The organism is Paenibacillus sp. P4_E11, assembly GCF_056401635.1.
In genome coordinates this window covers 85,590-108,175 of the sequence record NZ_JBFUIX010000009.1, presented here as the reverse complement: position 1 = coordinate 108,175, position 22,586 = coordinate 85,590, and the positions used below count along the sequence as shown (strand labels likewise).

Below are 22,586 nucleotides of genomic sequence, written 5' to 3'. Positions count from 1 at the left end.
ATGTTCGGACGCATACATTCTATAGAGACATTCGGCACCGTTGACGGCCCGGGCATCCGTTTCGTCCTCTTCATGCAAGGTTGCGCGCTGCAATGCAAGTATTGCCATAATCCGGATACATGGAGCACGAATATAGGCAAGCTCATGTCCGTCGACGAAGTAGCGGACGCAATCGAGCCTTACGTCGATTACTATCGGCGCTCCGGTGGAGGCCTAACGGTTACTGGAGGCGAACCGACGCTGCAGGCTCCTTTCGTCGAAGCGCTGTTCCGGGAAGTGAAGCGGCGCTTCGGCCTCCACACCGCCCTGGATACATCGGGCTTCTGCGATCCGGACCACGCCATGGGGTTGCTTGATACGACGGATCTGGTCTTGCTCGATCTGAAGCAGATGAATGTCGCAAGGCATACTTGGCTGACGAGCCAGCCTAATGGACGCATTCTGCGCTTCGCGGAACGGTTGTCATCGTTAGGTAAGCCGATGTGGATCCGGCACGTGCTCGTCCCCGGTGTCACCGACGGGTACGAGGATCTGCTCGCGCTTGGCGAATTCGTCGGCGGGTTGCGGGGCGTCGAGAAACTGGAGTTGCTGGCTTATCACCGGATGGGGGTGTACAAATGGCTGGAGCTCGGCAAGGCGTACCCGCTGGACGGGGTACCGGAGCCCAGCCAGCGGCAGATGGATTATGCCCGTTCGATCGTCGATAAAGCCGCTACCGGCAGCGACAAAAGAGCCCCCCATACGGAAAGTTGAGGAAAAATACCGAACATTTCAAACAAGGCGGCCATAAAAACAAGCGTTGCCCCGGTCATTCCCAAGATTGGTATAAACCTGGGTACAAGCTTAGATTTTATGGCTAAGGCGTGAAGAAGAGATATCCAATCAAGCACCTGTTGAATAATTTTAACCAATGAAACCACTGATCATTATCAAGATCAGTGGTTTTTGTGGTACACCCAGCATGGGTGTCATCTCTTGGGTGAATGCATACCTATCACAGCTTCAGCGGGGAGGCGGGGGTGGTTTGATCCGCAGGCAAAGAATACAGTGATGAATACAGGAATACAAAATTTGTACAGTACCGAATATATTGCGTTTTGTGCAATGATGTAGTCCATAACGCTGCGAACGAGGCGATGACGTGATTATGCGAATTCGGCAGGAACTCCTCGTAAGTAACGGTCGATTACAAGCCATGGAGGACATGCAATGAATCATGTACAGGATCATGCACACAAACGTGAACAGCTTGCGAAAGTACTTGCCATCTGTATGGAAAAGACAGCGCGGCTTACTTGAAATGGATGAATACGCTTTATCCGCTATACGAACGCAAAGTTTTCGTTATTTGATCCGGAAACGGGGAAACCGGTAAGGGGCTGATCTCAGTTGGACGATAGCATAATTCTCGTCTGGGACTTTCAATACAGCCGGCCTATATAGCAAAAGGAAATATGTACAGTACAGGAATGGCAAAGGCTGTATCATAATGGAGTCAACTTTCATTCCAAGGATGAACAACGCTGCAGGAGAAAAGAGAGGAGGGAACAGCGTTTCATTCTCGCTGCATTAATATATAACATCAATCCGACTTATTAACGGGAGGTCACTATGATCAAAATGAACATGTACCGAACTGCGCTTTTATTTGGACTTTGCAGCGCGATTGCGGCAGGCTGCAGCTCGAATGGAACGAAGGAAAATGGACAATCGAACGATTCGCCTTCGTCTTCGCCGGCACCAACCCAGGCGCAGCTGAAGCAGGTCGAGCTTTCCTGGTACTATCCGGTGCCGGCGATGCAAGCGGATCAACAAAAAATCGAGGGTGAAGTGAATAAATATATTAAAGAAAAGATCAATGCGACCGTCAAGCTGATGCCGGTTCCGATCGGCGATTACAAGCAAAAGCTGAACACGGTGACGGCCGCCTCTGAAGCAGTCGACATTATTTGGACAGGTTATTTGTTCCCAGTGGAGGAGAATGCCCGCAAAGGGTCGCTTCTGCCCATCGACGATTTGATCGAGAAGTATGCGCCTAACCTGAAGAAGGATGTTCCGAAGGTTATGTGGGACGGACTTACGATCGATGGCAAAAAGTACGCCATCCCGAATCAGCAGACGAATACGTTCCAGTGGGGAGTCAGCGTGCAGAAGCGCTTTGCCGACAAATACAAACTGGATGTGAACAGCATCAAGAAGATGGGGGATCTCGAACCGTTCCTGGAAAAAATCAAGCAAAACGAGCCCGACATCATTCCGTATGGCAATTTCGGATCCCAATATTATCCCGTTAACACAACATTGTGGGGCCTTCCGGGGGTAGACGGATACTTCTTCGTCAAAAAAGGCGATCCCAATTACGAGCTTCTGCGATATCCGGAAGCAGCATTGATGAATTTCAAGCTGGCGAGCAAATGGTATAAAGCAGGGTACATTTACAAGGATGCGGCAACGGCGAAGGAAGCGGATTTCTATAGCAAAGGCAAGGTTGCCGCTCGCGGCATGAATACGCTGAATCCTGGCGTAGAAGCCGAAATTAAAGCCGCTAATGGCGGGTTCGATGTCATCGCCATTCCATTGTCTGACGCATTCACGAACGGATACAGCGCCACCACGAACCAATCGATCAGCCGAACGTCCAAAAATCCGGAGCGGGCAATGATGTTCCTCGATATGGTCAACTCAGATCACTATTTGTATAACTTGCTTAGCTACGGCATCTTGGGCGAGCATTACGAGAAGGTATCCGACAACGTCGTGAAGACGAAAGCGGAGTCGAAATACGCGCCGAACGTAAATTGGGTATTCGGAAGCGTGTTCAATTCCTATCTCAAAGAAGGGCAATCCGCCAATGTATGGGAAGAAACGAAGAAGCGCAACGCAACAGCGGAGCTGAATCCGATCGGGGGCTTCAAGTTCAATTCCGAGCCGGTCAATACGGAGAAAGCGAATATGAGCGCCGTGTGGGCGGAATATTCGAAAGGGATGGCGACGGGTACGATGGACTTCGACGCGACGTGGCCTACCGTTCTGGAGCGATTGAAGAAGGCGGGAGAAGACAAGTATGCAGCGGAAGTGAAGAAGCAATTTGAAGCGTATCTGAAAGAGATGGGACTCAAAAAATAGGCTTGCCGCACGGCAAGAGAAAACACCGCTGCAAACCGGGATTTACCGCGCAAATCCCGGTTTTGCCGGTTTGCAGAAAGTGATCGAAGGCGAGGCATGTATCCAATGACGAAGCATTATTACGTCGATGTAAACGAACAAACAACGTGGACATTGCCGGCTTTTGCAATCGACGGCCAAGAAGAACGCATATACGGTATCCGCTTTGAGGCCAAAGGCGCTGTCGGATTAACCGTTTACCCTGATTTTTACCGCACTTATACAGCGGAGGGAAGCGAACGGCAAACGGTCCGGGTAGAAGACAGAATGAACACGATGCGCACGGAATTGACGGAAGATTGGCAGACGGTCTATTTTGAAGCTTTTACGAAAAAGGATGCCGTCCTGCTTGAGACGGGAATCCGCATAGCAGGGAGCGGGAGGGTGGAATTCCGCAACCTTCGCATCGTCGAGGGAGGATTTGGCGAGCATGCGCCGTTATACGGTCCTCCCTATTTAACATGGATCAACTCGCTAAGCGGCAATGTGGAATGGGAACGACAGGTGTTCGAGCCTCTTGCTTCGGACGCCGATATTTTGCCGGAAGATGTCGTTCCATACATGAATATCCAAGTATCCAGGCTGATCGAATTGGTGCCGGAACGACGGCCCTTTCCGTTCGAAAGCGGGTTGTCCGGCGCGTACATGTACAAGTGGGATGTGCGTCAACCGGATGTTTTGTCGGACTTGGAGGGCAACGTTTTTGAGTATAGCGCCGTTTACCCGGTATCCGGCTGCGATGAAATTGCGGCACCGAGCGGCAAGGTCGTCTCCTATGCCTATCACAAGACGCCGGCGGGCAAGAAGATTTATCTCGACAAGCTGATGACAACGGCCAGAATTTATCATTTGTGGGACGCAGCAGATCGGTTGGCGACGTATTTTCGCGCCACGAGGGATGAGCAGGGGGGCGTACGGGCGGCAGCCATCCTGCATACGCTTGCCAAAGCGGTTCCGGATTGGCCGATCTATGGGCTGCCCGAATGGAACATCCCCGATGAGCAGTTTATGCCGGCTGACGGTTACGAGTATTGGTTCGCATGGATCGGGTTCAAATATTGGTACACGGTCGGAACCCGTTCTTTGATCGGGCGGCTGGTCCGTACGTACGACGATTTGCGTGAACCCCGAATATGGGAAGAAACGAGCCGGATTACCGGCAAGGATGCCCGGGCGGACGTAGTCGAAGCTATTCTTCACACGGCGCGTATGACTTTGAAATACGATGCCTATTATCGCAACGATCCATGGAAGTTTTACCATAATACGATCGGTTTGCAGGTAGAAGCGCTTGTGAAAGCCGGTCTTGCAGTCGGCTGTCCCGATCTGATTCACTATGCCGCCAACAAAGCAAGAGGGGCGTTCCGGTATAACTTCATGGCGGACGGAATGTTCCCCGAAAGCGTGTCGTATTTGCGCGATATGGCGCTTGGTTTAAGCGATGGGCTTAAAGCGATAGAAGGATATTCCGATCCGGCGGGATACAGTTATCAGCTGGACGGCTCGCGATTTGACCGGTATGCCCTCCGGGAACAAATCGGAAATTGCGGTCAAGCTTTCGAGCTGCTCGATCGTCTCCGGTTCCCGGACGGCAATTTGGTCACGTTCCATGATACCTGGGCAGGATCCGTCTATCCGAGCGGGGAATGGAGCGAAGCGGACGATTACATGAATACGCATCGACGCAATTGGACGAATGCGCTGCTGCTGCCCGAATTTGGGCATGCCGTACACGGCTTGGGGCAACATCCCTATACGATGGAGGCGCACTTGCACTATTCGGGCAAATACAATCACGGTCACTCGGATATGTTGAATTTTACGCTGTGGGCGAACGGCGACGAATTGGTTGCGGATCTCGGCTACACGCATCTCGGCGGATACGTGGTAACCGCAGCCGCACATAATCTGGTGCTGGTGAACGGCGAGGATCAGCATGCTACGGATGCCGGGAACTTGCTGGCATGGCATGCGAAGCAAGGCCGAACGCAAGTGAGTCAGGCTTGCGATAACGGGCAAGCGTATCCGGTCACCGATCTGTACCGCAGGACAGTCATTAGCGTTCCGGTTTCCGGGCGAACGAATGTAATTCTGGACATATTCGAGGTTAGCGGCGGCCAGCGTCATGAATGGATGGCGAACGGATGCGCCGATTACTCGCAAAATCTGGCGAGTTCGCTTGCTCCTTACCGGACGATCGACAATCTGGGTGAGAAGGGGAAAGCGTTTATTCCCGCACCGGCCAAAAAAATTCATCAATCGTCCATCGATCCGAAGCTTCCTTATGATCAACCGGGTTTGCAATCGAACTATTACGGAGCGTTCAGGAATGTGAAAGCTTGCCGTAACGATCGGCCGTGGACAGCTGCGATGTCGGCCGCATTTCCTGATGGCGAAACCGGGGCAGGGCTCGGGCAGCGGGCGAAATCGGCGGAAATCAAGCCGGGCTTGCGGCTTCATTGGCTTGCGCCGCATGACGGAGAGGTGTATTTGTCCGAGGCGCCGAGAAACCGATACTACCATGAGCTGCAGGAAATTGAGGAGGCCATGGCCGCATGGCCGCATCATGTGATGCCGAAAATCATCGTTCGGCGAGAAGGGCCGAACTTGCAGAGCACCTTTGCATCCTTATGGGAGCCTATGATCGATGCATCCGAGGTAACGTCGTGCCACCGGCTGGAAGAGATTGGCGAGCAGGATGGAATTGGGGCAGCGATCAACGTCGACGAAATAAGGGCGATTATTTTGTACCGCAAACCGGAGAGCGAAAACATGCTGGCTGCAGGGGGCGTCATGTCGAACGGAAGCTTCACGGTTGTCAAGCAGCGGGAGAACGGGCTGGAGCTGGATCTAATGGAAGGGAGCGCAATTGGCTGCTGCGGGATTCAGGCTGAGTTGGATGTATGGCCTTCCCTTCGCGTAAGCGAGGTCGTCGCGGAAGAAGACAGCCCCTGCTTGTTGGCAACCGGCGAATCGGGCCACGCCGCTTACCCTTCGACAATAGACAAACAGCCGCATGCGGGAACGTACATCCCTGTTTTGCAGCACGGGAACAGCAGCAGATGGCTCCCGCTGACCGGAATCAAGCGGTGGGAGGGCGATCTGTACAAGCTTTATCTCAACCGGGATCCCGGCTTCGTTTATGACGCTCATCGCGGGCAGCTGCAGGAAACGTTCAATCCGTATCGTTCGTTGCTTGGGGAATTGACCGTTCGTTTACCTGCATGGCTTCATGTCCAAATCGACAAATCGGCGGGTGCCGTTTCGGCTATTCGCGTGGAGTGCAGCGGAACGGTCCGACTGACTTTAGACAAAGAAATGTGGCCCATAGCGGGTCCATTTGAGCTCTTTGTGAATGGGGAACCTCGCAATTGCGAGGCTAAGGAAATCGAAAACAATCGGCGGGTGATCGTAATACCGATCGGGTAAGCGTTATATTTGGAAAGACGATTCGATACGTTCCCCGTTCATCTGCAGCTCGATACCTTACGTTCGTATAGTCGTAACATGCATACACAGCGGGGGATCGAAATCGATTTGTCGCTGGAAGGGGATGCCTACTATGTCGTAGGCAATAGAGTTTACAGGCAAATGCCCGGTCAGTTGATGCTTGTTCCCGGGCACTTGTCTCATCAAATATATGTCGATCCGAGCTGCAGCTATCGAAGGGCAGCTCTTTGTATCAATGAGGCGGGATTGAGCAGGAGTTCTCCTAGAATCCATTGTTTCACCGTTTTGTTGCAACTCAATTTGAGTGTACATCCGGAGTCTAGCAGAATCTTGCAGGGGACGTCTTGCCGATTATTGACGTAAATATCGAGCGCGTCAATAATGATCAAGACATCTTCCTACATGACGGTTATGCTGGAATCAGTTATTGTTGGATTTAACCATTACTCGAGATGAGGTAGCCTGAATGATGATGCAATGGTTGCGGTCCCGCATCTATTTATTGAGAATTTTGCTAAGCTTTATGCTTGTCGTCCTGATGCTTGTCGGTTCCTCCATCCTGTTCTACTACAATTCGCAATCCAAAGTATTGGCCATGCAAGCTGATTCCGACCGCAAGCTCCTCACCCAAATCAATTACAACATCGAGAATATGAACAACATTATCCAAACGTTGGCGATGTCGATCTATTACGACAATGACCTGGTTGCCTTGAAATCGGGGGGCGACTTTCTGCAAAGCTTGACCAAGCTGGAAAAGCTGAATCAATTGGTCACCTTTTCTCCGTTCCTGCATTCCATCGTGATCTACAACGGGAAACTGGACCGTTTCTTCTCGTCGATCAATCACAATTTGGACAACGAACAGATGATTCAGCAAGTGGGGCAGATGCTGAACGAAGGGGGGACGCTTCCCAAACTGCAGTTGTTTCCGGTCCGATACGGCTCGAAGCAGGAGGAACAATTATTAACCTTTGTCATGTATGACGGGGCGACAGCGAACGGTTTGCTACTCCTGAACATCAAGCCGGAATGGCTGTTGAATAATTTGAACACGCTTAACCGATTGGCGGAACGGCAAAATAACGCCATCTTTCTCATTAATCAAGAAGGAAATCTGCTCATCCGAAATCAACAGCTGCCGGATCAAGAAACGATAAAGAACGAACTTTTGCAGCACATATCGGATTCCGAACGTTCGCTCGATTATTTTACCTATACGCACGCGGGCAAAACCTATATGACCACCTATTTGTCCGGAGGAGTCAACGATTGGAAAATGTTCAGCTTGCAAGCTTACGAAGAAGTATTGAATAACGTCCGGGAGCTTCGCATGACGGCTTCGCTCTTGACGATCGCGGTAACACTCGTTACCGTCCTGCTTGTATGGTATAGTTCCCACCGGCTGTATCGCCCGATTAACAATTTGGTCAAACAGGTGAACCGGGATCATATGCACCCGTCCTCGGTAATAGGGGATGAGCTTTCCTTCCTGTCCAATATTTACGCGCAGCTGAACGAACGGGTGAAGGATGCCGAGAACGGGCAGGTGTCGCAGCAATATATGGCCAAAAGCCATCGGCTGCGGAGTTTGGTCGCGGATAGCCAAGAGCTGAAGCAAGACGAATATGCCGCGATGATTGAGCAGTATCAGCTTGATCTGGAACGTGACGGCTTCTTCGTAGCGGCTGTGGTAAAAATAGATAACGGCCATCAAATCGCCGCGCTCAAAGAGGGGGCCGCCATTTCTTTGTTCTATTCCGCCATTGCGAATATAGCCGAGGAATTGCTAAGAGCCGATTATGCATGCCAAGCGGTAGACATGAGAAGCGATCATATCGTGTTATTGATCAGCCGTCGCGAACCATTCCATTTCGCTGAGCTGCAAGCTTCTTTTCAGAAGATTCAGGGAACAGTGCAAAGCTATTATAAAATTACGTTCACCGCAACGCTCAGTGAGATGTTCGATCGTTATACGGAGATTACGGAATATTACGATCAAGCGCAGCGATTTTCGAATTATCGTCTCACCCTGGGCAAACAATCGGTCATTGTACCCGAAATTGTCAGAGAGAACGAACGCAACGAATCGTTTACCATTCCTCCGGAACTGGAGAAGCGAATTACGGAAGGCATCAAAAGCGGCGATTTGGCGCAAACCGATGAATCGCTTCAAAAATGGATGCAGCACATTTCGCAGTTTACGTTTGAAAATATGTTTTCAGCCCTGCTTCACATGGTCGTCATCTTGAATAATACGTTAAGTGAAATCAATCATCACAGCTTAAACCCGATTACGATTAATCTTCATAGCATAAGCCGGAGAATTTTCGAAAAGGAAACGTTGGAAGAGATCCGCACCGTGTTGATGGACGTCATTCGGGAATTAACGGACAAACGTCAGCACAAAAAAGAAGACCGAAACCGGTTAATTGTAGCTGCGATTAAAGAGATCATAGATGCCCAATTTCACGATCCGGATTTGAATGTCCAGAAAATCGCCGAATTGCTCAAGATGAGGCACGTCTACTTGGGGCAGCTATTCAAAGAATATGAGGCGATGTCGATCGTCGATTCCATCAACGATCGTAGACTTGAGCGAGCCAAACAATATTTGGAGCAGCATGACTGGAACGTGAACGAAATTATGTTGAGAGTCGGTTTCGGCAACGAAAGCTACTTCTACCGTCTGTTCAAACGAAAATACGGAACGACTCCCAAAGAATACCGGATTAAAAAAGGGATGGAACAATAGAATGGAACGGCGAAAGCTTTAGAATACAGGATATTAAAAATTGTACAGTACCCAAATGGGCAGGTTTGCGGCATGATAAGACCACGCAGCGGATAAGAAGATGTTGAATTGGAAAGGAGTCGTAGCATGCTGAAACGAGAGTGGACGTATTTCAAAAAGAACGGCGAATTATTTGCATTGTCCGTGCCGGGTCTGATCTACAAGCTGATTTTCGCCTATTTGCCCATGATAGGGATTGTAATCGCGTTCAAAAATTTCCGAAACGATAAAGGGATTTTTGGCAGCGAATGGGTAGGATTCAAAAATTTTGAGTATTTATTTACGAGCGATGTCGCATGGCGCATTACCCGCAATACGGTACTGTACAATCTGGCGTATATGACGTTGACTACGCTTGCTGCACTAGTCTTTGCCATTCTGCTGAACGAAGTCCGAAAAAAATGGCTGAAGGTGTTTCAAACGTCTATGTTTTTGCCCTATTTTCTTTCCTGGGTACTGGTTGGATATATTGTATATGCTTTCCTCAACCATTCGGACGGTTTCATGAATCGAACGCTCTCTTCGCTAGGCTGGGACGGCGTCCGTTGGTACCAGGATCCGGTTCCTTGGCCGTATATTCTGATCCTGGTTCATTTGTGGAAGGCCATCGGATTTTCAACGCTCGTTTATTTTGCTGGTATTCTAGGCATCGATACCGAATATTACGAGGCAGCCCGGATGGACGGAGCCTCAAAGCTGCAGATGACATTTTCCATTACGCTGCCCTTGTTGATGCCGCTTGTCATTATTCTGTTCATTCTTTCCATCGGTAGTATGTTCAGGGGGGACTTTGGTCTGCATTATTTTATACCGAACAACTCCGGGTTTATTTTCTCGACGACGGACATTATTGATACGTACGCGTACCGGGCGCTGCGGGAAATCGGCAATATCAGTATGTCGGCGGCAGTCGGGTTGTACCAATCGGTTGTGGGCTTTCTGCTGGTGCTGGTGGCGAACGGAATTGTGAGAAAAGTGAACTCGGAAAATTCATTATGGTGAGGGAAGGATCGTATGAAAAAGAAGTTTGCTTTTCACCGTGTGGCGATCAACGTGTTTTTTATATTAGTATCTGTAGCCATGATTCTCCCGTTTCTGTTGGTCGTGGCGGTGTCCGTCACTGACGAACCAACTCTGATCCAGAACGGATACCGCTTTATTCCGGAACGATTCAGTTTGGATGCGTACAATTATATTTTTCAAGCTCCTGGTATCTTGTTGAAGGCGTACGGGATCACGATGCTGATCACGGTCGTTGGAACCTTGGGTAGTTTGCTGATCACCTCCATGACCGCTTACACGATTGCAAGGCGCGATTACCGGTATAACCGCATTACGACATTCTATGTGTTTTTTACGATGCTGTTCAGCGGGGGGCTTGTTCCCTTCTACATTCTGATTACGCAATATTTGCATTTGAAAGATACGTTATGGGCGCTTATTTTGCCCGGGTTATTATCGCCGTTCAATATTATGATCATGAAAGGCTTTTTGGGGAAAATCCCCCACGAAATTATTGAATCCGCCAAAATCGATGGAGCCCGGGAGATTCGCATCTTCTTCACTATGGTGCTGCCGTTATCGACTCCGGCATTGGCGACGCTGGGCTTGTTTATTTCGTTTATGTATTGGAACGAATGGTTTAATGCGCTTCTGTTCATCGATAACCAGAATCTAATTCCGCTGCAGCTGCTGTTGATTCGAATTTTGAACACGATTGAATTTTTGACGAGCAATTCGGAATTCACGCAAGGGCAGCAGATCTCATTGACCCAATTCCCAAGCAACGCGGCGCGGATGGCTATGGCGGTATTGGCCGGTGGCCCGATGCTGTTCATTTTTCCATTCTTTCAGCGATATTTCGTAAGGGGTTTGACGGTGGGATCGCTGAAAGGGTAAACGTGCGTTTAAAAGAGTTTGAATACATCGCTTTGAGGGCAATTTGCTTCGGCGGTGTATTTTTTTATGCTTCGGGCATGAAGAAGGTAGTATACCAATCAACGGCTGTGTTTATGGTAAATCCGCGTAACTCGATTAGGGCGCGATAGGCGCGCCAGCCTATGGGGACAGGTGGAGAGTTTTTGTATGTAGGACACAGGGCAACTAAATGGGATTGTTGTCCTTCATAAAAAGGTTTTATACAAGCTTTCAGCATGCCGATCCCTTGTATGAGAATCCTCGTAATCTTCCAGAACATCGATAAGATACTCTTCTCCGGGTTTAAACGCTTTGAAAACGAACTGCTCTTTATTAATTTTAAAATGGACGATATGCTCTTGTTTCATTACTCTTTCCTCCTTTAAGCAGTCGACATACTTTTCTTCATTCCATTGTATAATAACAAGTGATTTGAAGTCAGTGACATTTGATACAGACTGAGTTCGGAACGGACGACCGGATTACGCGTGAGCAGATGGCTCTGATAATGAAGTGCGCAGTAGGCATTCGGCCGAGCTCCTCCGGAAGTACAACTGTTGTCGGACGACAAGAACATAGCCCTCTTCAAACCCGCATAACTTGCGGGTTTTTGTTTTCATTCGGACAAGTTCTTGTCGCGAACGAACGACCCCTTTTGTGGACGCGCGACAAGAACTTGATTTTACCGAAGTAAAGTGGTGGTAGCTAAGCTAGGCTAACTTATTTTGTTGGAGTGGTATGTTGATACAGGCTCACAAAATATTTTTTTAGTTCGGTATGGAAATCCATTGACTCTTTTCAGAGGTGATAATAATATGGTAATATGATATATCACTATGACATAAAAAATGAGTTGAGAGGAAATGGAGGGAATCAAGACATCTATGTACGAATTGATCGTTCTGGGCTTCTTTATGCGTTACCCCATGCATGGTTACCGGATATCAAAGATTGTTAACGATATTGTTGGACCTTATGCCAAGTTCAGTAGCGGCCGTCTTTATCCTTTGCTTGAAAAGCTGGAAAAGCAAGCTTTTATTGCGCATGCTGACACACCAATTGAAAGTCGTCAGCGAATGTATCAAATTACAGATTCCGGTCAGAAACACTTTTATGGTTTGATCATGGATATCACTTCCAATCTGGGTGAATACCAAAAAATATTCTGGTACAAAATGATTTTTTTGGATTTGCTGACGCAAGCGCAGCGTGCTTTTTTGCTGGACCACTATATCAACTACTGCCAAACTCATGTTTTCTATATACAAAGTGAGCTAGAAGATCTACAACAAAGACTTCAGGAAAGTGAAGGTCAGCTGCACTCGGTCATTTCTGTGATGAACCGTAATATTAACTTGTGGAAATCCGATCTTGAATATGTTCAAAGTATGCGAAATCAGTAAGGAGAATAGGATTATGACAAACGTGACCACCTTCAACTCACAAGGACAACCTAAGTTAAACTCCACGACCAACAAAGAAAATTCCGACTCAGCCGTACCGCTTCATGTCCTGATCATCGGCGGCGGGATCGGCGGACTCTGTCTGGCCCATGGGCTGAAGCAAGCCGGCATCAGCATAGCGGTGTACGAGAGGGACCTTACTCCCACCGCCCGTGAACAGGGCTATCGGATCCATATTGACCCGACCGGTAGCCGGGCTCTGCACAGCTGTCTTCCGACCGCACTATGGGATACATTCGTCGCCACTGCAGGCGATCCCGGTGCAGGTTTCGGGTTCCTCGACGAGAAGCTGAGGACGCTGGTGCTTGTCGAAGACGATATAGTCACCGGAGGAGCCACTGATCCAGCAAAGGGCCACCACGCTGTTAGTCGGCTTACCCTCCGCCAAATTCTTCTCGCCGGACTGGACGATGTGGTACATTTCGATAAGGAGTTTGTTCGTTACGAGCATTTACCCAACGGACGCGTCACCGCCGTCTTCGCAGACGGTACCACGGCGACCGGCGATCTGCTTATCGGTGTTGACGGCGCCAACTCCCGGGTACGTCGCCAGTATCTGCCAAAGGCCGAGCGGGTCGACACGGGTGCGGTCGGTATAGGCGGCAAGCTCGAACTGACCGAGAGTACTCGGGTCTGGCTGCCGAACCGGGTTACGAACGGGATGAACGTAATCCTGGGCCCACAGCACTTCCTGTTCACCGCCATCTTTAACCGGCGGCGCAAGCCCGAGGAAGCACTGAAGCTGTTCGGCGACAAGGTCCGAGCCGCAGGTCTGGACCCTGATCAGCTATTCCGCAGCCTTGAAAACAAAGACTATATTCTTTGGGCGTTCATCACCCGCCGCGATGACCGCACCATTAAAGCCACTAACGGGCAGGGTGAAGCCTTGAAAAAGCTAGTCAGTCAGATGATCGAAGGCTGGCACCCGGACCTACGCCGGATGGTTGTTGAGACGAGCGCCGACACGATCCAGGCATTCGAGTTTAGAACTTCCGTTCCGGTTACGCCATGGGAGAGTACGAATGTTACTCTGCTTGGAGACGCAATTCACAGCATGACCCCAGCGGGGGGCATTGGTGCCAATACCGCGCTGCGCGACGCAAGTTTGCTCTGCCGCATGTTGATAGATGTCAAGCAAGGAAAGCAATCCCTTATTCCGGCCATCCACAGTTATGAAGCACTGATGTTGGAGTATGGCTTCGCTGCCGTTAAGGATTCGATGCGTAACACAAAGCAGGCTTTGGCTGGCCGCATTGCCCGGATTACGGGAAAGGGCTTCTTGAGGCTCTGCGGAGCGGTGCCCCCGCTGCGGCGCGCGGTGTTCAGCGACAGATGGTCCGATCACACTCAGCAGCAAGCTGGGCAGTAGCATAGCAGAGTCCTAACCGGGACACGATTATTCAATAAGAAACCAGGACGAGGCTGCCGGCATGAATCGGCAGCCTCGTTGACGTAAAGGGCAGATTTGCTCAACAATCGATAATTTAAAGAAATTATCGATTGTAATTTTATTGCAACAAAAACCCAAATTTTTACGTTTGTTTCTTTGAGGTGCTTAAACATGAGGTTACTAATAATTGCTTTCGCTTTGCTTGGCTTAGTTGCATGTGGACAGCCTTCACAATCTGAAGAACAAATTGCAGTAAATCACCCTATTCCCAATAATCGAGCAGATAATACAACGACTGTCCCTACTCCTGAAAAAGTCCCTTTTACAGCAACAATATCAGTCCCTAATCAAATAAAATCAAATGAAGAGTTCGTGGTTGAGGCAACTTTAAAGAACTTATCTGATAATAATTTAACCATTCTACATGCGTCAGGTGTTTTTTACTTCTCTATTAAAGACAGTAATGGCAAGGGAGTTAATACATTTGCTATGGGTGACGTAGGAATATATCGTCCTTTTCAAGGGAAAGGGATGATAATTGAGCAATATATATATAAACTTGAAAAGCCAGGTTATTATGAAGTGTCCGCACTTGCAAAATTCTCGGTTCGCGAAGGGGACAATAAAAAAGATTTAATAGTTGAAACAGACAAGGCAAGTTTTGAGGTTTTACCTCTGAACTAACTAGCAGGATAGTTCAATCACTTCGTGAATTAATAAAACTAAAGAGCTTAAAATACATATTACGATTATAAGGAGTAATAAAATGAGTACACCGAAACATATCGTTTCTGCAGCGGCTATTGTTGTGAATGAAAAGAATGAATTATTACTTATTAAGGGACCAAGAAGAGGCTGGGAGATGCCTGGTGGTCAAGTAGAAGAAGGAGAATCCTTAAGTCAAGCTGCAATAAGAGAAACAAAAGAAGAATCYGGRATAGACATTGAAATTATCAAATTYTGCGGAATATTTCAAAACGTAGGAAATTCAATATGTAACACYCTWTTTTTAGCGAAGCCAATAGGTGGAGAATTAATACAATCATCAGAAAGTTTGGAGACGGGATACTTCCCGATAGATGAAGCACTAAAAAAGGTTGAATGGAAAGATTTCAGAAAAAGAATAGAGCACTGTTTAAGACCTGAAATCCAACCTTTTTGTATTGAGTTTACTGATGAGAAGAATATATGATGGTATTTCAAGAAGTCGCAGGCACCATCTAACAACGTATTTACGCTTCGGGGAATTAAGCGGGAACGTTAGTTCAATAATTAACTGGAACAAGGCTGCCGACATGGAGCGGCAGCCTCGCTGTGCTAGTGGGCAGGATAACGTGGAGTTATCATGAATAAGTAATGTACAAATATTCTCAGGTATTGGAGGAAATTCATGAAACTTAGAAGGTTCTTGTCCTCGGCTCACGACAAGAACATATATTCATATCCGCATTGGCTATAAACTCTGGCTCTAAGAAATACAACATAATTGAGGGGCAGCAAGCGGTCGCCGTCAACCTGCACATTTGCGGCTTTTTTGTCGTTGGCCTCTAAACTGCTATGGCTAAATTAGGTTTGAAGACATGCTTTAGTTCTATCCGAAAGTGTTTCGACCAGTAGATCTTATTGCGCTTATGATAATCGATATCTCATGTCACAAATCGTTCGCACCCGCGAATATCGATGTACGTAACGGCTGCCTGCTCCGCCGATTGGTCTCGGTCTTGCTCAGGTATCCTATCGTTATTTATTCTTGAACGCGGCGATCGCTTTGACCGCTTCTTCCTCGGCGGCGCGCAACGCGCTGTTCAGATCGGTCTGTCCGAGGGAGGCCGCTATGAAATGCTTCTGGTAAATCGCATTGAGCTGCGAGTAGTAAGCCGGTCTAAGGGCAAGCGGGGCAAACTTGTATTGGACGAGCGCACTCCAGTTGCGGTCCTTGTATACGGAATCTTTGCCCAGCTCCTTTTTGACCGCACCGGACGTGACGATCGGCGTGATGCCTTTGCGTGCCAACTCCTTCTGGTGTTCGTCGGACAGCAAATACTGGATGGCAATCATCGCTGCGTCCTTATCCTTGGCCATGGACGTAATCCCGAACAGCTTCGGCGTCGCCATACTGCCGACGCCCGGCTGTCCGGGCAATGGTGGAAGCGCGACTATATCCCAATTCAACGCTTTCAGCTGCTCCTCCCAAACGTTGATCAGCCCGGATTGGTAGGCGAACATCGCTACGGCCTGGTCTTTGACGAACATATCGAGTGTAGGGAAGCCTTTGATCGCCTGAATCGCATCCTGATAGCCCGGTATATTGTTCGGCTGCTCGTAGAAATAGTCATAGAACCGTTTCCACCGCTCATCCTTGTTGATCGTCGGCGTGTCCGTCTTCGGATCGGCGAGCGGGATGGAGAGCGGGTTCATGCCCTGTATCGTGCTGGAGTTGGTACCGAAGCCGAAATATTGCACCCCGCCCTCCGTACGCGTCAGCAGCTTCGCCTTGTCCCACATCTGCTCCCACGTCATCCCGTCGGAAGGGTAGGGGACGCCGAATTTGTCAAACAATGACTTATTGTAATAGAGCACCATGCCTTCCAACTGTATGGGCAAAAAATAAGCTTTGCCCTCCGAGCTTTGCTTGACGTACTCTACGGACGCTTGGTCCAGTCTGCTCAAATCGAGCTGATGCGTCTCGATCAGAGCCGACATATCGTACTGGATGCTGGCCGGATAAGCTTGCGATTCGAAGAAACCTGGACCTTGCATGAAGACGTCGAACCGGGTTTGGGTAGCGAGCAGCGTGTCCAATGACTGGCCCTTGGCGCCGCTCATAATGTATTTGATCGAGTATTTCGGAAACTTCTTGCGCAGCGCGTCGCCGTACAGGCGGTTGAAGTTTTCTTCGGTGTCACCGTTGGACGTGTAAAAGACGATCTCTGCGGGACCTTCTGCCGCTTTTTTTGCCGCTTCCCGTGCGGCGTAATCGGTTCCGGCGCTTGGTTGTGGGGCGATTTCACGGCCGCAGGCGGCCATTACCACGGCGAGCGCAAGGGATAAAGCAATTCCGGTCATTTTTTTGGCAAGCATCGTAATTCCTCCTTGATTGAATATGATCCTTATTCCGTCATCCACGCAAATCAGGCAAATCGCAATGCTGCAGCATGCCGGGCAACACATATTCGCCGATGCCGGTGTTGTCGTAATACTCCGAGCGCACCCATGAGGCGATGGATTCCCATTCCTGCGCGATCTCCAGCGTGACGGAATCGCCCTCGAGCAGCGCATGGGCCCATTCCGCGTATACGCCGAAGCGCCCCTCGGCATACAGGCGGACTCTCGTAACGTCTACGCCTTGCAGACTGCGGGCAAACTCGACGGCACGCAGCACGTCGTAGGCGCGCAAGGCGGCCAGACTGTCGCCAAGCCACAGCAAATCCATGTTCAGCTTGTGCAAGGTGCCGAATACGCCGCGAAGCGGCTTGCCGTTGATTGCATTCGGCGCGAGCGCCCCGCTGCCGACGACGTCCAATACGAGGACGACCTCCCCGGCGGCGCAGCGGCCGCTAAGCCAATCTGCGTGCGCTTGCAGCTGTGCCGTGCCATCCTCCCATAGCGCGATCGTCAGCGGACGTTTCGACAGGCCCGGGTTCGCCTCGGCGAACAGGAAGCCATGGCCGAACAAGCTGGACTGCGACCACCAGATACTGCTCTGCACGGTCAGCCCCTGCCACGAGCCGATCCGCTGATGACGGGGGTTCAGGTCGCAGACGGGGCGCGGATCGCGTATACGACCGCCAAGCCAGGATATCGCCTTCGCCTGCCGCTCCGCTTCGGGCAATGCTTCGCGGGCCCGCTCCAGTTGGGTCAGCCGGCAGCCGTTCTCGTGGAATACTTTCCGCGCATCCGGATAATCGTCAACAATTTGCCCGCTCGCCGTGCACCATACGTCGCTTCCTTCCTCCGTGACGAGTCCGTCGGTATTCACCTCGATCGGTTTGCCGAGCAGATGGAGAGAGAAGAACGAGGCCGCCGCCCGGGCCAGCGGTAGCGTGTACATGTGCGGCGATTCGTCCTCCACGAGCCGGAGCCGGTCGCCGCAGCCGTACATGTCCCAGAACCGTCTGCTTCGCTCTACCGTCCTGCGAGTGCCTTCGATCGGGAAGATGTCTCCGGTGACGGCGAGCACCATGACCGGGCGCGGGGCCATGGCCAGCAAAATATCTTCATGGTCGAAGCCGCAGGCCGACATGTTTGGCCATATTTGCTCCGCGTCCTGCGCCTGGCCGGCGAATAAATACGATTCCCGATTCATGATGAACGTCCCGGGAGCCGCGGCGGCGATTCGCGGCTCGCAGATCATCGCGAGCGCCGTTTGAGTCCCTCCCCCAGAGCTCCCTGTCATGCCGATTTTGGCAGGATCGACCTCAGGACGGGAGCTCAAATAATCGACGGCCCGCACGATATCGTGGATAAAATAGCGCGCCAGACCGTCTCCGAGCGGCCAGCACTGCACGCCCGCATGCTCGTGCTCCGCTACCCGCCGGGCGAACGGCTTGTCGGATCCGTGATCGAGATAGCCGAGCCGCTCGCCCTGTCCCATCGGGTCGATAGCCAGCACGACAAGCCCGGCGCGCACGAGGCATTGGCAGACCCGCTGGTAGCTCGGATACAGCTTGCCTTCCGGACCGTGACCGGAAACGAACAGTACCGCTCCGCCTGGCGATACGCGGTCGTCCGGGATATACAGGTGCGCGGTCACATACATGCCGGGCATGGATTGAAAAACAACTTTCTCGATGCGATAGCCGTCTCGTTTCACAATTCCGGTCGTGACCGGGAGCAGCGGTGTGTCCCGAGGCGGAAGGCCGCCGATTCCGGCCAGTAGCATCTCTCGCATATGCAGGCGGCGGGCTTCCAACTGCTCCGTATTTGCCACCGCATCGCGAGCTTGATCGCCGACAGAAAACGCTTTCAAAGAGTGGCCGTACACGTAGTCCCTCAACTGATCTTTTACATCATGAATGCCGATTCGAAATTGCTCCCAGTCCTGCAGCATTGCGTTCGCTCCCTTTTGCTTCCTTCTTTCATGACACGCTATGGTAATCGATATCTTTCTTCCGTGGTAAGCCAAGTATAGAAGATGCGGTGATGTCTCGTATATGGTATTTCATAACGTGATGATGTGAATCGATAACTGATTTGGCAGCGCTTTTTCGTGTGATCTGATAACATTTTTGGGGCAGAAATGTTATGATGGAAGCAATGGAAAGGGCCAAGGGGGGCGTGGAGATGGATACAGTGAAGGATGCCCGGATTTCGTTGGGGAACGGGGGATGGATCGTGGCGGAGGCGATAGCAAACGCCACCTTCCGGATTCGGATGAATGAAACGGGGCATTTCCCGGAATCGCCTTTGATACGGTACCGGATTGTAAACGCTAACATCGAAGCGGCGGTTGAAAGCCGCACTGTGGAGTACGGCGACGTCACGGTCGTCCGGGCCGGTAGCGCCACGCTGCGAATCGACGGAAATGATGGGCAGCTGCGTCTGTACGGTCCTGACGGAAAGGAGCGGCTGCACACCTGCTGTTCGCCCTGGTCCGACTCGGCGTCGGGTTTCGGTGCACGCTTCTCGCTGAATGCCGACGAATCCTTGTACGGGCTCGGCAATGTCGTTCCCGAACAGCTGGATCGACGCGGCCTGTGCGTATCGATGTGGGCAGAGCAGGACCTGTGGGCGAGCGCACCCATTCCTTTTCTAATGAGCTCCAGAGGATGGGCCGTCATGGTGAATACGACGTGGCGGCATACGTTCGACATCGGTGCAGCGACCGATGACATTCTGAGCATAGAAGGGCCGTCGGGCGAACTGGATCTGTTTCTTTTCGTCGGAACCGGATACGCCGAGCTGCTCGATGCGTATACGGACGTCTCGGGAAAGCCGCAGCTGCTGCCGATCTGGATGTATGGTCTGAATTTCTGCCCGCGGGTAAAGTCGAGCGCCAGGGATGTGCTCGACGACGCCATCAAATTTCGCCGGTCTGGTACGCCCTGCGACCTGATCGGACTGAGTGCGGATTGGATGGAGACGGTCAACGACTATTCAACCGCCAAGCGCTGGCATCCGGAACGGTTCCCGACTAGCACGAACGATCTTCTCCGTCAAGTCTCGTTTATCGGCATCCTGCAAAAGCAGGGCTTCAAGCTCAGCCTGACTCTGGGCTGCGATTACGATTTGACCCTGCTTGAGGAACGGTTGGCCGAGGGGAATGCGGACGGGGAGCGCAACGATTCGGAGGAGGTATGGTATGATCATTTGCGCAAGTTTGTCGATGACGGCATCTCCGGCTTCGTGCTGAGCTTGAAGAACCCGATGTTTAGCCATCCCATCAGGATATGGGGCAACGGCATGACGAGCGCGGAGCTTCACCATTTGTATCCGGTTCTGCTTGGCAAACAGATGCATGTCGGCTTCCGCCAGCAGACGAACACCCGACCGGTCATTCATATGGAGAAAGGCTATTTGGGCATGCAGCAGTTTGTGGCCAGTACGACGGGTACGTTTTATGACGCCAGGCATGCGATCGCGGCTGTATTGAATTACGGGCTATCCGGTCACGTCAATACGTCGACGAATATGCACCTGATTACCCGCGAAGGCATTCATGCCGATTTTTTGCTCGCATGGTCGCGGATCCACAGCCAAGATCATTTCCATCATCCGGATTTTCTGGAGCGGCCACTACAGGAGCTATTCCAGAGGTATGCCCGGCTGCGCTATCGCCTCCTTCCATACTTGTATGCCACTGCGCATGTCGCCGCCCGAACCGGCATGCCTATTACACGTGCCATGCCTCTGCTGTACCCCGATGACCGGAATTGCCGGGAGTTGAGCAGGCAATACATGCTGGGGGATTTCCTGCTCGTTGCCGTGTATACCGATCAAGTATACTTGCCTGAAGGGAACTGGTTCGATTACTGGACAGGGGAGCGTTACAGCGGTTCGCAGTGGATCAGCTATACCGTTCCTACGGGGGCGGGCGGCCCTCTATTCGTGCGCTCCGGGGCGATCGTTCCGATGTGGCCGTCGTTAGAATATATCGGCCAATTGCGGATAGAGACGCTAACACTAGATATTTACCCCGGCTCTCTCAGCGAGTTTATGTTATATGAGGACGACGGAACCACCTTCGACTATTTGGACGGATGTTTCGCCCGAACGAAAATGTTGTGTAAAGCCAATCGTGAGATGACGACCTTGTACATTACGCGGCGCGAGGGGGATTATTCCAGCATGGTCCGCAACCGCAGCTACGAGCTGATCGTCCATACGGACGGCAAGCCTGCGGCTGTCCGGGTGGACGGTCAGCGTCGTGAGGATCGGACGAGGAGAATCAAGACGGATCCGTTCCGCAGCTGGCGATACGACCGAGTGACGGGTACGGTGAGACTGCATGTGGAAGAGGCCGGGCCAGGGGAGCCGGATGTGTGCGTCGAAATCGTGCATCCGCCGAAGCGCATTCCCACCGCCGTAAATCGCTCCGGGACAGAGGCGGTCGACGACGGCCTCGGAGGAGGAGGGGAAGACGGAACAGATGAAGCGTTCGTCTCCGCCTTGGATACGGGCGAAGTACACACGGCGGAATCGGCGCTATCGGCATGGTGGAAGGCGAAAATGAAGGTCGTATCGTCGGGCGCGGTCTGGCAGCTGCACGTCATGAATGCCTGCCACCTGATCGTACGGCATACAGAGCGGCGCGGATGGACCGTCGAGAACGTATTCGGCGGAGCGGCGGATACGACAACTATGCTATCGCAGCTTCAATCGTCCGAGCAAGGCTATGAACTGTTGCAGCGGCTCGTTGGACGGCTCGTTCGGCTCACCAAGGAGCGCCGCCCCGCGGCAAAGCATCCGGTTGTCCGCGAGCTGATCGCTATCGTCGAGAGCGAGCCTGACAAAGACTTGTCGTTGAATACGATGGCCGAGCGATTCGCCCTGCACCCGTTTCACTTGAGCCGCCTGTTCAAGAAAGAAACAGGAGCCGCCTATTCCGACTACGTCATGGCGATTCGGATGACGCAGGCCAAGAAGCTGCTGAGCGTCGGTCATAAAGTATACGAGACCGCTTCCCGCTGCGGCTTCAAGGATGCCGGAAATTTCTCCAAGGCATTCAGCAAATATTGGGGCGTCCCTCCGGTCGGTTTCAAAGCGAAGCGCGAGTAAGGGACGGCGACCGTTTTCGTGTCGGGAAGGGCGTCGCGCGCGATCACTCGACGTGGCGCTGCTGTGCGATACGCTGCAGGAACACAGAGCTTTTTGGGCGAGTAAACGGCACATCACGATTGCCGTACACGGCACGGCCAGACATCGGAGAAAAAAACGGCATCGTGAAGAACAGCCTTTGGAATAATTC

Annotated in this window: 15 protein-coding genes; 11 read left to right on the top strand and 4 right to left on the bottom strand. The window is 51.3% G+C overall.

The annotated features are described in order from the left end of the window. Entirely contained in the window at positions 1-753 is a 753-nt protein-coding gene (gene pflA, locus AC1DWB_RS06255) for a pyruvate formate-lyase-activating protein (protein ID WP_477540177.1), read from the top strand. Here the strand turns inward: pflA and AC1DWB_RS06250 are convergent. Further along, positions 684-890 carry a DUF4386 family protein gene (locus tag AC1DWB_RS06250; protein ID WP_477540193.1) on the bottom strand — a complete coding sequence of 69 codons (207 nt, stop codon included), beginning with the start codon at positions 888-890 and terminating at the stop codon, positions 684-686. The genes pflA and AC1DWB_RS06250 overlap by 70 nt on opposite strands. A 721-nt stretch (positions 891-1,611) precedes the next feature. Between AC1DWB_RS06250 and AC1DWB_RS06245 the strand changes: the two genes are divergently transcribed. From AC1DWB_RS06245 to AC1DWB_RS06225, 5 genes are all read left to right on the top strand, one after another. Beyond that, complete coding sequence (locus AC1DWB_RS06245; RefSeq protein ID WP_477540176.1) at positions 1,612-3,126, top strand: ABC transporter substrate-binding protein; 1,515 nt, start codon at positions 1,612-1,614, stop codon at positions 3,124-3,126. A 105-nt stretch (positions 3,127-3,231) separates the two neighbouring features. Next, entirely contained in the window at positions 3,232-6,594 is a 3,363-nt protein-coding gene (locus AC1DWB_RS06240; RefSeq protein WP_477540175.1) for a heparinase II/III domain-containing protein, read from the top strand. A 487-nt stretch (positions 6,595-7,081) separates the two neighbouring features. Then, positions 7,082-9,370, top strand: coding sequence for a helix-turn-helix domain-containing protein (locus tag AC1DWB_RS06235; protein ID WP_477540174.1), 2,289 nt, complete (start codon positions 7,082-7,084; stop codon positions 9,368-9,370). A 126-nt stretch (positions 9,371-9,496) separates the two neighbouring features. Then, entirely contained in the window at positions 9,497-10,411 is a 915-nt protein-coding gene (locus AC1DWB_RS06230) for an ABC transporter permease (protein ID WP_477540173.1), read from the top strand. Between the two features lie 12 nt (positions 10,412-10,423). Continuing rightward, entirely contained in the window at positions 10,424-11,308 is an 885-nt protein-coding gene (locus tag AC1DWB_RS06225) for a carbohydrate ABC transporter permease (protein WP_477540172.1), read from the top strand. A 224-nt stretch (positions 11,309-11,532) separates the two neighbouring features. Here the strand turns inward: AC1DWB_RS06225 and AC1DWB_RS06220 are convergent, their stop codons facing one another. Then, positions 11,533-11,694 (bottom strand): hypothetical protein, encoded by a 162-nt coding sequence (locus tag AC1DWB_RS06220; RefSeq protein ID WP_477540171.1) that lies wholly within the window; start codon positions 11,692-11,694, stop codon positions 11,533-11,535. A 516-nt stretch (positions 11,695-12,210) separates the two neighbouring features. Here AC1DWB_RS06220 and AC1DWB_RS06215 point away from each other — a divergent pair. The 4 genes from AC1DWB_RS06215 (at position 12,211) to AC1DWB_RS06200 (ending at position 15,371) form a co-directional block, all read left to right on the top strand. Beyond that, entirely contained in the window at positions 12,211-12,729 is a 519-nt protein-coding gene (locus tag AC1DWB_RS06215) for a PadR family transcriptional regulator (protein ID WP_477540170.1), read from the top strand. 13 nt (positions 12,730-12,742) lie between these two features. Further along, entirely contained in the window at positions 12,743-14,158 is a 1,416-nt protein-coding gene (locus tag AC1DWB_RS06210; RefSeq protein ID WP_477540169.1) for an FAD-dependent oxidoreductase, read from the top strand. A 192-nt stretch (positions 14,159-14,350) separates the two neighbouring features. Continuing rightward, a complete protein-coding gene (locus AC1DWB_RS06205; protein WP_477540168.1) occupies positions 14,351-14,863 on the top strand; it encodes a hypothetical protein in 513 nt (170 codons plus the stop codon). Positions 14,864-14,945: 82 nt separating this feature from the next. Continuing rightward, positions 14,946-15,371, top strand: a complete 426-nt coding sequence (locus tag AC1DWB_RS06200; RefSeq protein ID WP_477540167.1) for an NUDIX hydrolase — start codon at positions 14,946-14,948, stop codon at positions 15,369-15,371. Positions 15,372-15,919: 548 nt separating this feature from the next. Here the strand turns inward: AC1DWB_RS06200 and AC1DWB_RS06195 are convergent. Both AC1DWB_RS06195 and AC1DWB_RS06190 read right to left on the bottom strand, forming a co-directional pair. Continuing rightward, entirely contained in the window at positions 15,920-17,260 is a 1,341-nt protein-coding gene (locus tag AC1DWB_RS06195; RefSeq protein ID WP_477540166.1) for an ABC transporter substrate-binding protein, read from the bottom strand. A gap of 37 nt (positions 17,261-17,297) precedes the next feature. Continuing rightward, positions 17,298-19,229, bottom strand: a complete 1,932-nt coding sequence (locus AC1DWB_RS06190; protein ID WP_477540165.1) for an alpha/beta hydrolase — start codon at positions 19,227-19,229, stop codon at positions 17,298-17,300. Positions 19,230-19,462: 233 nt separating this feature from the next. On the opposite strand from AC1DWB_RS06190, the gene AC1DWB_RS06185 reads away from it, so the two are divergent. After that, on the top strand, positions 19,463-22,396 hold the full coding sequence (locus AC1DWB_RS06185) for a TIM-barrel domain-containing protein (RefSeq protein WP_477540164.1): 2,934 nt from the start codon (positions 19,463-19,465) through the stop codon (positions 22,394-22,396). Positions 22,397-22,586: the final 190 nt, after the last annotated feature.

What these genes read in the sequence shown, in the direction of transcription:
- pflA (WP_477540177.1), top strand. Translation starts at nt 1, where the DNA reads ATGTTCGGACGCATACATTCTATAGAGACATTCGGCACCGTTGACGGC.
- AC1DWB_RS06245 (WP_477540176.1), top strand. Translation starts at nt 1,612, where the DNA reads ATGATCAAAATGAACATGTACCGAACTGCGCTTTTATTTGGACTTTGC.
- AC1DWB_RS06240 (WP_477540175.1), top strand. Translation starts at nt 3,232, where the DNA reads ATGACGAAGCATTATTACGTCGATGTAAACGAACAAACAACGTGGACA.
- AC1DWB_RS06235 (WP_477540174.1), top strand. Translation starts at nt 7,082, where the DNA reads ATGATGATGCAATGGTTGCGGTCCCGCATCTATTTATTGAGAATTTTG.
- AC1DWB_RS06230 (WP_477540173.1), top strand. Translation starts at nt 9,497, where the DNA reads ATGCTGAAACGAGAGTGGACGTATTTCAAAAAGAACGGCGAATTATTT.
- AC1DWB_RS06225 (WP_477540172.1), top strand. Translation starts at nt 10,424, where the DNA reads ATGAAAAAGAAGTTTGCTTTTCACCGTGTGGCGATCAACGTGTTTTTT.
- AC1DWB_RS06220 (WP_477540171.1), bottom strand. Translation starts at nt 11,694, where the DNA reads ATGAAACAAGAGCATATCGTCCATTTTAAAATTAATAAAGAGCAGTTC.
- AC1DWB_RS06215 (WP_477540170.1), top strand. Translation starts at nt 12,211, where the DNA reads ATGTACGAATTGATCGTTCTGGGCTTCTTTATGCGTTACCCCATGCAT.
- AC1DWB_RS06210 (WP_477540169.1), top strand. Translation starts at nt 12,743, where the DNA reads ATGACAAACGTGACCACCTTCAACTCACAAGGACAACCTAAGTTAAAC.
- AC1DWB_RS06205 (WP_477540168.1), top strand. Translation starts at nt 14,351, where the DNA reads ATGAGGTTACTAATAATTGCTTTCGCTTTGCTTGGCTTAGTTGCATGT.
- AC1DWB_RS06195 (WP_477540166.1), bottom strand. Translation starts at nt 17,260, where the DNA reads ATGCTTGCCAAAAAAATGACCGGAATTGCTTTATCCCTTGCGCTCGCC.
- AC1DWB_RS06190 (WP_477540165.1), bottom strand. Translation starts at nt 19,229, where the DNA reads ATGCTGCAGGACTGGGAGCAATTTCGAATCGGCATTCATGATGTAAAA.
- AC1DWB_RS06185 (WP_477540164.1), top strand. Translation starts at nt 19,463, where the DNA reads ATGGATACAGTGAAGGATGCCCGGATTTCGTTGGGGAACGGGGGATGG.